Here is a 13,532-nt window from a genome sequence, read left to right as displayed (position 1 = left end):
CTTCGGGTCACGGGCGGTGGCGTCAGTGCGCGCCGGTGCCCGTGAGGGAGCGGACCTCCAGCTCGGCGTACTTCTTCGCGTCGGGCTCCTCCTTCGAGAGGTAGGTGCCGACGATGCCGAGGAGGAAGCCGACCGGGATCGAGATGATGCCGGGGTTCTCCAGCGGGAACCAGTGGAAGTCGGTGTCCGGGAACATCGACGTGGCCTTGCCGGAGACGACCGGCGAGAACAGCACCAGGCCGACGGCGCTGACGAGGCCGCCGTAGATCGACCAGAGGGCGCCCGTGGTCGTGAAGCGCTTCCAGAAGAGGCTGTAGAGGATGGTCGGCAGGTTGGCGGAGGCGGCGACCGCGAAGGCGAGGGCGACGAGGCCCGCGACGTTCAGGTCGCGCGCGAGGGCGCCCAGCAGGATCGATACCGCGCCGATGCCGACGGTGGCCCAGCGGGCGGCGCGGATCTCGTCCTTCTCGCTGGCCTTGCCCTTCTTGATGACGTTGGCGTAGATGTCGTGCGCGAAGGACGACGAGGACGCCAGCGTGAGCCCCGCGACCACCGCGAGGATCGTCGCGAAGGCGACGGCGGAGATCGACGCGAGCAGGATGGCGCCCCAGTTGGAGTCGACGCCGCCCAGATGCAGGGCCAGGAGTGGCGCGGCCGTGTTGCCCGCCTTGTTGGACGCGGTGATCTCGTCGTGCCCGATGAGCGCGGCGGCGCCGAAGCCGAGGGCGAGGGTCATCAGGTAGAAGGCGCCGATGAGGCCGATGGCCCACAGGACGGACTTCCGGGCGGCCTGCGCGGTGGGCACGGTGTAGAAGCGGATCAGGATGTGCGGGAGCCCGGCGGTGCCGAGCACCAGGGCGATGCCCAGCGAGATGAAGTCCAGCTTGGTGGTGCCGGTGAGGCCGTACTTGAGGCCCGGCTCCAGGAAGGCCGCGCCCTTGCCGCTGTTGTCGGCCGCGCTGCCGAGCAGGTCGGAGATGTTGAAGTCGAACTTGAGCATCACCAGGAAGGTCAGCAGCAGGGCGCCCGCCATGAGGAGGACGGCCTTGACCATCTGGACCCAGGTGGTGCCCTTCATGCCGCCGATGGTGACGTAGACGATCATCAGCAGGCCGACCAGTGCGACGATGCCGACCTTCCCGGCGTCGCTGGTGATGCCGAGGAGCAGCGAGACGAGGACGCCCGCGCCGGCCATCTGTGCGAGCAGGTAGAAGATCGAGACGACGATGGTGGAGGTGCCGGCGGCTGTCCGGACCGGGCGCTGGCGCATCCGGTACGCGAGGACGTCGCCCATCGTGTAGCGGCCGGAGTTGCGCAGGGGCTCGGCGACCAGGAGGAGGGCGACGAGCCAGGCGACCAGGAAGCCGATGGAGTAGAGGAAACCGTCGTATCCGAACAGGGCGATGGCGCCCGCGATGCCGAGGAAAGAGGCGGCGGACATGTAGTCGCCGGCGACGGCCAGGCCGTTCTGGAAGCCGGTGAACTGGCGCCCGCCCGCGTAGAAGTCGGCGGCGTCCTTGGTCTGGCGGCCCGCCCAGATGGTGATGACCAGGGTGGCGGCGACGAACACCGAGAACAGGCTGATGATCAGCGTGCGGTGCTCGCTCGCCGCGCCAGTGGCCGCAAGAGTGGTCAGGGCGCTCATTCGGCGTTCTCCATACGGGTCTTGATGGCCTCGGCCTTGGGGTCGAACTTGGCGGCGGCGGTGCGCGCGTACCACCAGGCGATGAGGAACGTGGTGAGGAACTGGGCGAGGCCGAGGACGAGGGCGACGTTGATGTTGCCGACGACCGTGGTGCCCATGAAATCGCCCGCGTAGTTGGAGAGCAGGACGTACAGCAGGTACCAGGCGATGAAGCCGACCGTCAGCGGGAAGGCGAACGAGCGGTAGGAGCGGCGCAGTTCGCCGAATTCCGCGCTCTCCTGCACCGCTTCGAACTCCTCGGCCGATGGCCGCTGCGCTGGGATCTTCGAGGGGGGCGGTGTCTCGGTGGCCACGGAGTCTCCTCGCGTTGCGAAGGTCGGATCTAACGGACGTACAGGCATATATGTACAGGCATACGACGGAAGCTCGATCGGCCTCGGGCTTCCTGCCCAAGGTCACGGCGCCGCGTTGAGGCTGGTTCAACTCGTTCGGGTTGTTTCGAAAGTTGACGTCGGGGGAATCCGGCTCCCCTCCGCGACCTCCCACCGCGACGCCCGTCAGGTGCCCGGATTCCGGAACACGGTCTCCGGAAGCCATTGCTGCGGGGCGAGTCGGGCGGATAGTTTCGGGGCGTACCACTGGTCATGTACCTGCCCGGTCGCGAACCTCGCGCCCGGTGCTTCGCCATACCCGGATGATGTGGAGACCCCATGGCTCATCTGCCTTCGAGACGCCGTCTCGCCCTCGCGGCCCCGCTCGTGCTGTCGCTGACCGCGTCCCTCGGCTTCCTGCCGACGGCGGCGACCGCGGCGCCCGTCGACTCGGCCGCGTCCTCGGCCACTTCGGCCTCTGTCGAGGCGGGAACGCTGACGTACGTCGTCAACACGAAGGCGGACCACCGCACGATCGCATCGGTGAAGAAGGCGGTCACTGCGGCGGGAGGGACCGTCGTGATCACGTACGACAAGATCGGCGTGATCGTCGCGCACTCCGCCAACCCGGCGTTCGCGGCCCAGATACGCACGGCGCGGGGCGTGCAGTCGGCGGGCGCGACGCGTACGGCGCCGCTGACGGCGGCCGGTACGACCGACGAGGGTGCCGTCCAGAAGCTGACGCAGGCCGAGGCCGCGAAGCTCGCCGCCGATGCCACCGCCGGTCAGGAGCCGATGGAGGCCGACCAGTGGGACCTGCGGGCGATCGGCGCGGACAAGGCCGCCGAGATCAACCCCGGCAGCAAGAAGGTCACCGTCGCCGTCATCGACACGGGCGTCGACGACACGCACCCCGACCTCGCCCCCAACTTCTCCGCCTCGCAGTCCGCGAGCTGCGTCGGCGGGGTCGCCGACACGACGCCGGGCGCCTGGCGGCCCGCCGACCCGAGCCACTACCACGGCACGCACGTCGCCGGTGAGATAGCCGCCGCCCGCAACGGCATCGGCGTCGCCGGGGTCGCGCCGGGCGTCAAGGTGTCCGGGATCCGCGTCTCGCAGGGCTCGGGGCAGTTCTTCTACCCCGAGGCGGTCGTCTGCGCGTTCGTCTTCGCCGCCGACCACGGCGTGGAGATCACGAACAACAGCTACTACGTCGACCCGTACCTCTACAACTGCCTCGACGACCCGGACCAGAAGGCCGTCGTCGACGCGGTGAACCGGGCCCAGTCGTACGCCCAGCGCAAGGGCACCCTCAGCATCGCCTCCGCCGGGAACTCCAACCAGGACCTCGACTCCGACGCGATCGAGGACACCACCAGCCCGAACGACACGACGCCGGTGACCCGCACGATCGACCCGCACAAGTGCTTCGACGTCCCGGCGCAGCTGCCGGGCCTGGTCACGGTCAGCGCGACCGGCGTCAAGGGCACCAAGTCGTACTACTCGACGTACGGTTACGGCCAGGTCGACGTCGCGGCGCCCGGCGGCGACCGGTACCAGATCCCGGACACCCCGTCCCAGAACGGCCGCATCCTCTCGACGCTGCCCGGCAACACCTACGGCTACCTCCAGGGCACGTCGATGGCCGCGCCGCACGCCGCGGGCGTCGCCGCGCTCCTCAAGTCGACCCACCCGTGGGCGTCCCCGGCCCAGCTCACGGCCCTGCTGAAGCTCCAGGCCGACAAGCAGGCGTGCCCGACCGAGCCGTACGACGGCAACGGCGACGGGATCGTGGACGCGACCTGTGTCGGCGGGAAGTTCTACAACGGGTTCTACGGGGCGGGCGTGGTCAGCGCGCTGAAGGCCGTCAAGTAGTAGCTCTCCGTACGCCGGGGAGGGGTGGTGCGACGATGCGCACCGCCCCTTTTCGGGTTTTACGAGGTCGGTGCGCGTCGGCCATTGTCGTCGGCCATTGTCAGTGGCGGCCCCTACGCTTGGGAGGCAGGCAGGAGGGGGCCCGCGGATGCAGGGGATCGAGAGTGTGGTGGCGCGGCTGGCGGTGACGGTCGTGAAGGCGCTGCTCACGCCGAGGCCGGGGGCGGGGCTGGTGGCGAAGCCGGTGCGTCCGCTGCCGAAGCCGGCGAGCCCCGAGCGGCTCGCGCGGGTGCTGGGCGGGCGGATCGAGGCCGCGTACGGGGGTCTGCCGGAGCATGAGCGGCTGGCTGCCGTCGCCGCTGTGCAGGACACGTTCGCCGGGGCCGGTGAGCTGACGGCCGACCGCCTCTTCGCCGTCGACCTCCAACCCGCGCGCCTCGCCGCCGAGTTGCGCCGTCCCGTCGCCGATCTCTCCGAGGGGGCGCGGGATCTGTACGGGGAGTTGCTGGGCCTGTGCTGCGTCCACCTCGTCGAGCAGCTCACCGCCGAGCCGTCGTTCGTCGCGCGGGCGGCGGTCGAACAGACGCGGCGCAGCGGGGAGTTGCTGCGGGAGCGGGATGTGCCGGTCGTCGATGCCTTCGAGGAGCGGTACGGGCGGTACGTCGCCGAGGCGCAGGCGCGCGTGGAGCTGTTCGGGGTGACGCTGGGGGGCCGGCATCGGGCGGAGTGGCCGCTCGACACCGCGTACTTGAGTCTCTCGGTGAGCGGGGAGCGGGAGCGGTGGCGGTACGAGAGCGCGCCGGCTTCCGTGCGGGTCGAGCACGCGCTCGCGGGCGGTGAGCGGCTGCTGGTGCGCGGGCCCGCCGGGTCCGGGAAGTCGACGTTGTTGCAGTGGGTCGCGCTGAATGCCGCCCGGCGGAGCTTCGGGCGGGAGTTGGAGGGGTGGAACCGGCTCGTGCCGTTCGTGCTGCGGCTGCGGTCGTTCCACTCGCCGGACGCGCTGCCGATGCCGGCGGACTTTCTGAGCGCGGCCGGGGTGCCGTTGCGGGCGCCCGAGGGGTGGGTCGAGGGGCTGTTGGAGAGCGGGCGGGCGGTGGTTCTCGTCGACGGGGTCGATGAGGTGCCGGTGCGGTTGCGGGACCGTACGGAGAAATGGCTGCGGTCCCTGGTGACCGCGTTCCCCCGCGCGCGGTACCTCGTCACGACCCGGCCCTCCGCCGTTCCCGAGGACTGGCTCGCGCCGCAGGGGTTCACCGCGCACACGCTGCTGCCGATGGAGCGGGACGACATCCGTTCTTTCGTGCGGCACTGGCACAACGCGGCTCGGGAGGAGTGTCCTGGGGAGGCGGTGCAGCTCGATCGGTACGAGGCGGGGCTCGGGGAGGCGGTGGCGACTCGGCGAGATCTGGGGCGGCTGGCCACGAACCCCCTGACGTGCGCGCTGCTGTGTGCCCTCAACCGGGACCGGCGTATGCAACTTCCCCGCGCGCGCAAGGAGTTGTACGACGCCGCGCTCGACATGCTGCTCGTGCGGCGGGACTCCGAGCGGGAGATCGGGGCCGTGGAGGGGGTTTCGCTGTCCCGGGAGGAACAGACCGTCCTGCTCCAGCGGCTGGCGTACTGGATGATCCGCAACGGGCAGGTGGAGATCGCCCGGGAGGAGGCGGTGGGGCTGGTCGGGGGGTGGCTGGAGGCGATGCCGCAGGTGCGGGCGCAGGGGGATGCGGGGCAGGTGTTCACGCACCTGCTGATCCGGACGGGGCTGCTGCGCGAGCCTACGCCGGGGTATGTGGACTTCGTCCATCGGACGTTCCAGGACTACTTGGGGGCGAAGGCTGCGGTTGAGGCGCGGGACTTCGGGTTGTTGGTGAAGAACGCGCATGACGATCAGTGGGGTGATGTGGTGTGCATGGCGGTGGGGCATGCGCGGGTGGATGAACGGGGCCTGATTCTGCGGAAGTTGCTGCGGGAGGCGGGCAAGGTACGGCGGCACCGGGACCGGCTGGTGCTGCTGGCGGCGGCGAGTCTCGATCACGCGCCGGAGCTGGGCCCCGAGGTGCGGGAGGAAGTGGAGGCGCGGACCGGCGTGTTGATGCCGCCTCGATCGGACGAGCAGTCGGACTCACTGGCCGGAGTGGGCCAGCTGGCCCTGGAGTTGCTGCCGGGACCCGAAGGATTGGCGGCGAGGGAAGCGGCTGCCGTGGTGCGGACGGCTCAACTGGTCGGCGGGGATGCCGCGTTGGGGGTGATCGCCCGGTTCCGGAAGGACGAGCGCCTCGCCGTACGGACTGCTCTCGGGTACGCCTGGCAGGCGTTCGACGCCGTCCGGTATTTCGAGGCGGTCCTCGAAGGGACCGTCGCCCCCGAGGAGATCCTGAACGTGCGCAGGGCCGAGGAGTTGGCGCTGCTCCCTCGCCTCCCCCAGCTCACCGGGCTGAACCTGATCGGCGACCACGGCATCCCCGAGGCGGCCGTACGCCTCCCCGCGCTGGAGTTCCTCGGCATGTTCCGCAACAGCAGGGTCGACGGCTTCTCACGCCTCAAGGAGTTCCCACAGCTGCGGCGGCTCTCCGTGAACCACTGCACGCGCGTCGCCGACCTCAACTCCCTCGCCGGCTCCCCGCTGACCCACGTCTACCTGTACGACCCCTTCCGCCCGTTCTCCCTGACCCCCTTGGCGGACCTCCCCGAACTCCAGCACCTGGTCTTCGACTTCCCGGCACCCCAGGCTCGCCTGGACCGGCTGGCCTTCGCACCCCGGCTCACCGGTCTGGGCCTCTTCGGGGGAGCGGGCACCACCGACCTCGACGGAATCGAGGCCATGACCTGTCTCGACTGGCTCGCCCTCACCGGTGAGCGCCAGTGGCGGGACTTCCTGGCGCGCAGGGTGTTCTCGCCACTGAGGTCGGTGCAGCTCATGGACGTAGGCCTGGTCGACTTCGCCGAGCTGACGCCGTACCAGGACCTGACCAAGATCTACCTCTCCGCCGTCACGCGGGTCGAGAACCTCGCGGCCCTCGCCGAACTGCCCCGCCTGAAACTCGTCGAGTTCTCCGGCTTCTACCAACTCGACATCGCCCCGCTGGCCCCCCTCGACCATGTGGACATCCACCTCTACCTCTGCCGGGGGACCATCGGCACCGACCTCATCCCCGTATCCCGCCTGATCGCAGACTGACAAAAACCAGTAGCCCTCCCCCACCCCACCCCCTACCGTCATCCCCACGGGGGCGGCTCCCCGGTGTGCTTCCTTCTCACTCCTGAAAAGTTCCTAGCGCACCCCCTCTCCGCCCCCGCCTCTCACCTCACCTTCCCGGGGGACCCCTCTTGAGCGAACTCGCCTCCGTCCTGCTGCGCCGCCTCCGTACCGTCTACGTCGACCAGCCGGGCCCGCGCCCGGGTGATCCCTCGACGGCAGGCGGCATGACAGCTCTGGAAGCCGAGTTGCTGGACCGGGGTTTCGCGCCGAACAGGCAGCTGAGGGAGGCCCTCGCCTGGCTGGGACCGGCCGGACTGGCGAGCGCGGGGCGGGAGTTGATCGCGTACATAGATGACGAACTCGGCGCGGACCGCACGCACATGCCGCTGTTCCGGAGCTTCCCGGCGTCCGTGCCGGACGACACCGAGGCGCTCTGGGTGGACCGTGTCTTCACGCTGCTCCTCCAGTGGCCGGAACAGCCCTGCGTCCTGTGCGCGACGGTGGCGAGCGTGCACCCGGTGTCCCCGTGCGCGCACCTGGTGTGCCGCGAGTGCTGGGACGGCGCCGACTACGCGGGCTGCCCGCTCTGCCACCGCAGGATCGACACCAAGGACCCGTTCCTAAGACCGACTCCCCGACGGACCCGGCATGACGGCACAGCCGTAGGCCCGCTCAAGCTGCTCGCGCTGGGCAGGGACGCGCGCGCGGACGCCGTCACAGCCCTGCGCACCCTCCTGGCCCGCCGCACCCCGCTCCCGCCCCGCGACCGGGCGGATCTCGGCGTGCTGCTGGAGCACGCTCCAGGGGGCGTGGAGTGGTTCCCGGCGGACGTGCCGGTCCGGGAGACCAAGGCGCTGGTGCTGGGCCGTCTGCTGGCCGTACAGAGCCGCCGTGAGGACGTCCTGCCGCTGCTGGACGCGCATCTGACGACCGCTACGGACGTGTTGCGGCTCCTGTGCGTGTGGTCCGGCGGAGACGCGGACCTGGTCGAGCCGCCGAGAATGCGCTCGCTCCCGCGCGGGATACGCCGGCGCCTGCTCACCGCCCTGGAGCGCTGCCCTCGCCTGGTCGAGGACGTCCTGCGCCACCCGACCGCGTGGAAGCGCGCGGCCGAAACGCTGCACCCCTTCGAACACCACACCCGGCACCCCAGGACGACCCTCGCCTTCGCGGTCCTGCGGGGCACGCCGATGACAGGGGAACTCGGCGAGGAAGTCCTCCGCACGGCAGCCGCCCACCCCCACGAGGTCCGGATCGACGGCACGCGCGTGAGAGCGGCGACCTGGCACGCGCGCGTGGAGGAAGCGCTGGCCGGAAAACACACCCGCGCGGCCCTGGACCTCCTCGCCGAGCGCCCCGGCGAGCTGCTCCGCCGCCTGGACCACGTCCTGCGCCTGGACGACCTCCGGACGCTCCCGGACGACTTCGCGGACGTCCTGCGCGCCGCTCTCCCCCAGGCGGGCCCGGCGCCCCTGCTGGCGGCCCTGGGGCGCCTGAGGGTCCGTCACCTCCCGGCCGCGCGCCGGGTGTTCTTCCCGCGCGGCCAGGTCACGCACGCGTACACGGTCGACGACACGCGCCCGCCGCTCGCCGGTGCCGTGACGGAGGCGGTGTGCGCGCTGCTGGAGGCGGAGGCGGTACGGCGCCTCGCGTCGGCCCCGCGCGTGGAGCTGGCGGTGGTGGACTCGGCGCTGGCCGGGCTCGCCGTGCCGGCGGCGGAGCGGGCGGACGCGAAGGCGCTGGTGTCGGTGCCGCGCGGGAGCACGCAGCCGCTGCCGCGCGGTGAGGTCCTGCGGCTGTTCCTGCACTGGACGGAGCCCGCGCGCACGCGCGTGGACCTCGATCTGTCGGTCGCCCTGTTCGACGAGGGGTGGGAGCAGGTCGGCCTGTGCGACTACACGAACCTGGTCCACGGCGAGCGCTGGGCGGTGCACTCCGGCGATCTGACGTCGGCTCCGGCGCCGGACGGCGCGACGGAGTACGTCGACCTGGACCTGAGCGCGCTGAGGGCGCACGGCGTGCGGTACGCGCTGCCGGTGGTGTTCAGCTTCAACAACATCCCCTTCGAGAAGCTCCTGGACGCCTTCGCCGGGTTCATGACCCTCCCGACGTCTGACGGCGAAGCCCGCGACGCGGCGTACGACCCGCGGACCGTGCGCCAGCGGTACGACCTGGCCGGGGACTCGCGGATCCACGTCCCGATGCTGGTGGACCTCAAAGAGCGGACGTTCCTGTGGGTCGATCTGCACCTGTCGGGGTCCGAGGGACTGCACAGCGTGGGCCGGCACTCGACGGCTCTCGCGCGGGCGGGCCGGGATCTGCACCAGTACTTCGCGTCGGGGCGGTCGACGCTGTGGGACCTGACGGTGTGGCATGCCTGCGCGCGTGCGCGGGAGGTGGCGGTGATCCGGCGGGCGCCGGTGCCGGGGGCGCTCGACGAGCTGTGGCACTACCGGTGCGGTGACGGTGAATCGGCCACGGCGTTCGCCGCGCGCGTACGCGTGCTGGACGCGCCCGACCGTCAGGAGCCGGTCGGTGACGCGGACGCTGCGGCGTCCGAACTCGCCGCGAAGAAGCGGGTGTTGCTCGGCCTCGTGCACGGCGGGGTGGCGCCCGAGGGGGCGAGCGGCGAGGTGTACCGGCTGCTGCCGGGCCCGGTCGACGGGGCGGGGCTGACGCCGCTGGCGGCGGGGGACCTGGTGGCCGCACTGGGGTGATGGGGCAGGGCTGTCGGTGTCGCCCCGTATCCTCGTGAACCATGCTCGAAGACCGCATGCTCACCACCCCGTCACCCACAGGCTGGCCTGACACATACCCCCAGGGGTACGCCGTGGTCGACGTCGAGACCACCGGGCTCGCGCGGGACGACCGGATAGTGTCCGCGGCGGTCTACCGGCTGGACGCGCGCGGGGAGGTCGAGGACCACTGGTACACGCTGGTGAACCCGGAGCGCGATCCGGGGCCGGTGTGGATCCACGGGCTGACGAGTGACGTGCTCGAAGGGGCGCCGCTCTTCGCCGAGGTCGCCGAGGAGTTCTCGCGGCGGCTGGACGGGCGCGTACTCGTCGCGCACAACGCGGTGTTCGACTGGCAGATGATCGCCCGCGAGTACGCGCGCGCGGAGCAGCAGGCGCCCGTCAGGCAGCGGCTGTGCACGATCGTGCTGAGCAAGGAGCTGGGGCTCCCGCTGCCGAACCACAAGCTGGAGACGCTGGCCGCGCACTTCGGCGTCGTCCAGCAGCGCGCGCACCACGCGCTGGACGACGCGCGCGTGCTGGCGGAGGCGTTCCGGCCGAGCCTGCGGGACGCAGCCGCGCGCGGGGTGCGGCTGCCGCTGCACGAGTGCCGGCCGCTGACGGAGTGGCAGGACCGGCCCGCGACGCCGCGGATCGGCCGGCAGAGCGGCGGCTACCAGCAGCAGTCGACCTGGCGGCCGTCTCGCAAGCGGCCCGCCTGCCCCTACCCGAACCCCGGCCGCTTCGAGGACGGCAAGCCGCTCAAGCAGGGGATGCGGATCGCGTTCTCCGGCGACACGTCGACCGAGCGTGACCTCCTGGAGGACCGCGCGGTGGAAGCCGGGCTGCACGTCTCCACGAGCATCTCCCGGCTCACCAGCCTCCTGGTGACCAACGACCCCGACTCGGGCACCTCGAAGGTCCTCAAGGCCCGCCAGTTCGGCACGCCGGTCGTCGACGAGGCGGCCTTCGGCCAGCTCCTGCGGGACGTGGCGGCGGCCGACGGCTCGTAGCCGGCCGCGTCCGACCCTGCCGGGGCCCGCGCGCGGAGCGGGTTGTACGGTCGTGGGGTGTACCGCTTCCTGTTGTCCCGGCAGTGGGTGATCCTCACGCTGGTCGCCCTCGTCCTCATCCCTACGATGATCCGGCTGGGCATCTGGCAGATGCACCGCTACGAGATGCGGCACGCGCGCAACGAGCTGGTGGCGAGCGCCCTGCACGCGGACCCGGTGCCGGTCGAGAAGCTGACGTCCCCGGGGCACGAGGTCACCCGCGCCGAGCGCTACCACTCGGTCACGGCGGTCGGCCGCTTCGACGCCGCGCGCGAGGTCGTCGTCCGCCGCAGGGTGAACGCGGACGACGAGGTCGGCTTCCACGTGCTGACGCCGCTCGTGCTGACGGACGGCAAGGTCGTGCTGGTCAACCGGGGCTGGATCCCCGCGGACGGGCCCAGCCAGACGGCGTTCCCGAAGATCCCGGCGCCCCCTGCGGGCCAGGTCACCGTCACCGGGCGGCTGATGCCCGACGAGACGACCGCGGCGAGCGGCATCAAGAACCTCAAGGGCCTGCCCGACCGGCAGATCATGCTGATCAGCAGCGGCGAGGAGGCGCACCGCCTGAACGCCCAGGTGCTCGGCGGCTACCTGGTCCTGACGGACCCGGAGCCCAAGGGCGACACCCCCGAGCCGATCGGCAAGCCGGGCGACGAGAACGCGGCCCTGAACTACGCGTATGCCATCCAGTGGTGGCTGTTCGCCGCTGCCGTCCCCTTCGGCTGGTTCGTCCTGGTCCGCCGCGAACGGCGCGACCGCGCGGAGCGGGAGCAGACGGCGGACGAGCCCGAGAAGGCGGAACCGGCGACCGTGTAGCTCGCGCGGGCGCGTGTCTGATTGCCGGTGCCCTTCTGCGGGAACCCGGACCTCCATGCGCATCGAGGACTACGCCGTCGTCGGCGACGAACAGACCGCCGCGCTGGTCGGCCGGGACGGCTCCGTCGACTGGCTCTGCCTGCCCCGCTTCGACTCGGCCGCCTGCTTCGCGCGCCTGCTGGGCGACGAGGAGAACGGCCACTGGAGGATCGCGCCCAAAGGGGTGACCGGTCCGTGCACCCGCCGGTCGTACCGGGGCGACACCCTCGTCCTGGACACCGAGTGGGAGACCGGGGACGGCGCCGTCCGGGTCACCGACCTGATGCCCCAGCGGGACAAGGCGCCCGACCTCGTACGGATCGTGGAGGGGCTGCGCGGCAAGGTCACCGTACGCAGCACGCTGCGGCTGCGGTTCGACTACGGGTCGATCGTGCCGTGGATGCGCCGCTCGGACGGCCACCGGGTCGCCGTCGCGGGCCCCGACTCGGCGTGGCTGCGCAGCGAGCCGCCGGTGCGGACGTGGGGCGAGGACTTCGGTACGCACGCGGAGTTCGAGGTCGCCGAGGGCGAGAAGGTCGCGTTCGTGCTGACCTGGCACCCGTCGCACGAACCGCAGCCGGCCCGGGTGGACCCCTACGAGGCCCTGGAGGCGTCGCTGGAGGACTGGGGCGCCTGGTCGGCCCACTGCCGCTACAAGGGGCCGTACGAGGCCGTCGTGCGGCGTTCCCTGATCACGCTGAAGGCGCTGACGTACGCGCCGACGGGCGGGATCGTCGCCGCGCCCACCACCTCGCTGCCGGAGGAGCTGGGCGGCGTACGCAACTGGGACTACCGGCACTGCTGGCTGCGCGACTCGACGCTCACCCTGGGCGCGCTGCTGTCCGCCGGCTACCACGAGGAGGCCCGCTCCTGGCACCGCTGGCTCCTGCGCGCGGTCGCCGGCGACCCGGCCGACCTCCAGATCATGTACGGCGTGGCGGGCGAACGTCGGCTGCCGGAACTGGAGTTGCCGTGGCTGTCCGGCTACGAGAACTCGCGCCCCGTACGCATCGGCAACGGCGCCGTCGACCAGCTCCAGCTCGACGTGTACGGCGAGGTCATGGACTCCCTCGCGCTCGCGCGGGACGCGGGGCTGCCCGCGCGCCCGCACGTGTGGGCGCTCCAGCGCGCGCTGATGGAGTGGCTGCGCGACAACTGGCGCCAGCCCGACGAGGGGCTGTGGGAAGTGCGGGGCGGGCGGCGCCAGTTCACGCACTCCAAGGTGATGGTGTGGGTCGCCGCCGACCGCGCCGTGCGCGCGCTGGAGACGCACCCGCATCTGCGCGGCGACCTCGACGGCTGGCGCGAGCTGCGCAGCGCCGTGCACGCGGAGGTGTGCGAGCGCGGGTACGACGCCGAACGGGGCACGTTCACGCAGTCGTACGGGTCCGCCGAACTCGACGCCGCGCTGTTGCTGATCCCGCGCGTGGGGTTCCTGCCCGGCGACGATCCGCGCGTGATCGGCACCGTCGACGCGGTGCGCGCGGAACTCGGCCACGACGGGCTGCTGCGGCGCTACAGCACCGACGGCACGACCGTCGACGGGCTGCCCGGCTCCGAAGGGACCTTCCTGGTCTGCTCGTTCTGGCTCGTCGACGCGCTGCACCTGACCGGCCGCCGCAAGGAGGCGCTCGCCCTCTTCGAACGGCTCGCCGGGCTCGTCAACGACGTCGGGCTGCTCGCCGAGGAGTACGACCCCGCCAGTGGGCGCCAGCTCGGCAACTTCCCGCAGGCGTTCAGCCACATCGGGCTCGTCAGCTCCGCCCTCGCCCTGTTCGGGGACGGGGAGGCAGGATAGGG

Annotated in this window: 8 protein-coding genes; 6 read left to right on the top strand and 2 right to left on the bottom strand. The window is 71.6% G+C overall.

Translation table 11 applies throughout. The features are described from left to right. Positions 1-22: 22 nt before the first annotated feature. Positions 23-1,645, bottom strand: coding sequence for a monocarboxylic acid transporter (locus J8M50_RS14925; RefSeq protein ID WP_010355618.1), 1,623 nt, complete (start codon positions 1,643-1,645; stop codon positions 23-25). Beyond that, the gene (locus J8M50_RS14920) at positions 1,642-1,998 is read right to left on the bottom strand and encodes a DUF485 domain-containing protein (protein WP_010355616.1); all 357 of its coding nucleotides are present in this window, start codon (positions 1,996-1,998) and stop codon (positions 1,642-1,644) included. The genes J8M50_RS14925 and J8M50_RS14920 overlap by 4 nt, the downstream gene beginning before the upstream one ends. A 357-nt stretch (positions 1,999-2,355) precedes the next feature. On the opposite strand from J8M50_RS14920, the gene J8M50_RS14915 reads away from it, so the two are divergent. The 6 genes from J8M50_RS14915 (at position 2,356) to J8M50_RS14890 (ending at position 13,530) form a co-directional block, all read left to right on the top strand. Next, complete coding sequence (locus J8M50_RS14915; RefSeq protein WP_010355615.1) at positions 2,356-3,891, top strand: S8 family serine peptidase; 1,536 nt, start codon at positions 2,356-2,358, stop codon at positions 3,889-3,891. A 148-nt stretch (positions 3,892-4,039) separates the two neighbouring features. Next, positions 4,040-7,069: an NACHT domain-containing protein gene (locus J8M50_RS14910; protein ID WP_010355613.1), complete on the top strand. Its 3,030-nt coding sequence runs from the start codon at positions 4,040-4,042 to the stop codon at positions 7,067-7,069. 149 nt (positions 7,070-7,218) lie between these two features. Beyond that, entirely contained in the window at positions 7,219-9,807 is a 2,589-nt protein-coding gene (locus tag J8M50_RS14905; protein ID WP_010355612.1) for an MXAN_6230/SCO0854 family RING domain-containing protein, read from the top strand. 41 nt (positions 9,808-9,848) lie between these two features. Continuing rightward, complete coding sequence (locus J8M50_RS14900; RefSeq protein WP_010355611.1) at positions 9,849-10,838, top strand: DEDDh family exonuclease; 990 nt, start codon at positions 9,849-9,851, stop codon at positions 10,836-10,838. Between the two features lie 57 nt (positions 10,839-10,895). Next, positions 10,896-11,693: an SURF1 family cytochrome oxidase biogenesis protein gene (locus J8M50_RS14895; protein WP_010355610.1), complete on the top strand. Its 798-nt coding sequence runs from the start codon at positions 10,896-10,898 to the stop codon at positions 11,691-11,693. 55 nt (positions 11,694-11,748) lie between these two features. Further along, positions 11,749-13,530 carry a glycoside hydrolase family 15 protein gene (locus J8M50_RS14890; RefSeq protein ID WP_010355609.1) on the top strand — a complete coding sequence of 594 codons (1,782 nt, stop codon included), beginning with the start codon at positions 11,749-11,751 and terminating at the stop codon, positions 13,528-13,530. The last annotated feature ends 2 nt before the right edge of the window (positions 13,531-13,532 follow it).

Origin of the sequence: Streptomyces acidiscabies (assembly GCF_020010905.1) — a bacterium.
Classification (GTDB): domain Bacteria; phylum Actinomycetota; class Actinomycetes; order Streptomycetales; family Streptomycetaceae; genus Streptomyces; species Streptomyces acidiscabies.
Note: the sequence above shows the minus strand (reverse complement) of the source record. Positions and strands in the feature narration are given on the sequence as shown.

Bases quoted from the DNA above. Each gene is read 5' to 3' on its own strand.
- J8M50_RS14925 (WP_010355618.1), bottom strand. From the start codon at position 1,645: ATGAGCGCCCTGACCACTCTTGCGGCCACTGGCGCGGCGAGCGAGCAC.
- J8M50_RS14915 (WP_010355615.1), top strand. From the start codon at position 2,356: ATGGCTCATCTGCCTTCGAGACGCCGTCTCGCCCTCGCGGCCCCGCTC.
- J8M50_RS14910 (WP_010355613.1), top strand. From the start codon at position 4,040: ATGCAGGGGATCGAGAGTGTGGTGGCGCGGCTGGCGGTGACGGTCGTG.
- J8M50_RS14900 (WP_010355611.1), top strand. From the start codon at position 9,849: ATGCTCGAAGACCGCATGCTCACCACCCCGTCACCCACAGGCTGGCCT.
- J8M50_RS14890 (WP_010355609.1), top strand. From the start codon at position 11,749: ATGCGCATCGAGGACTACGCCGTCGTCGGCGACGAACAGACCGCCGCG.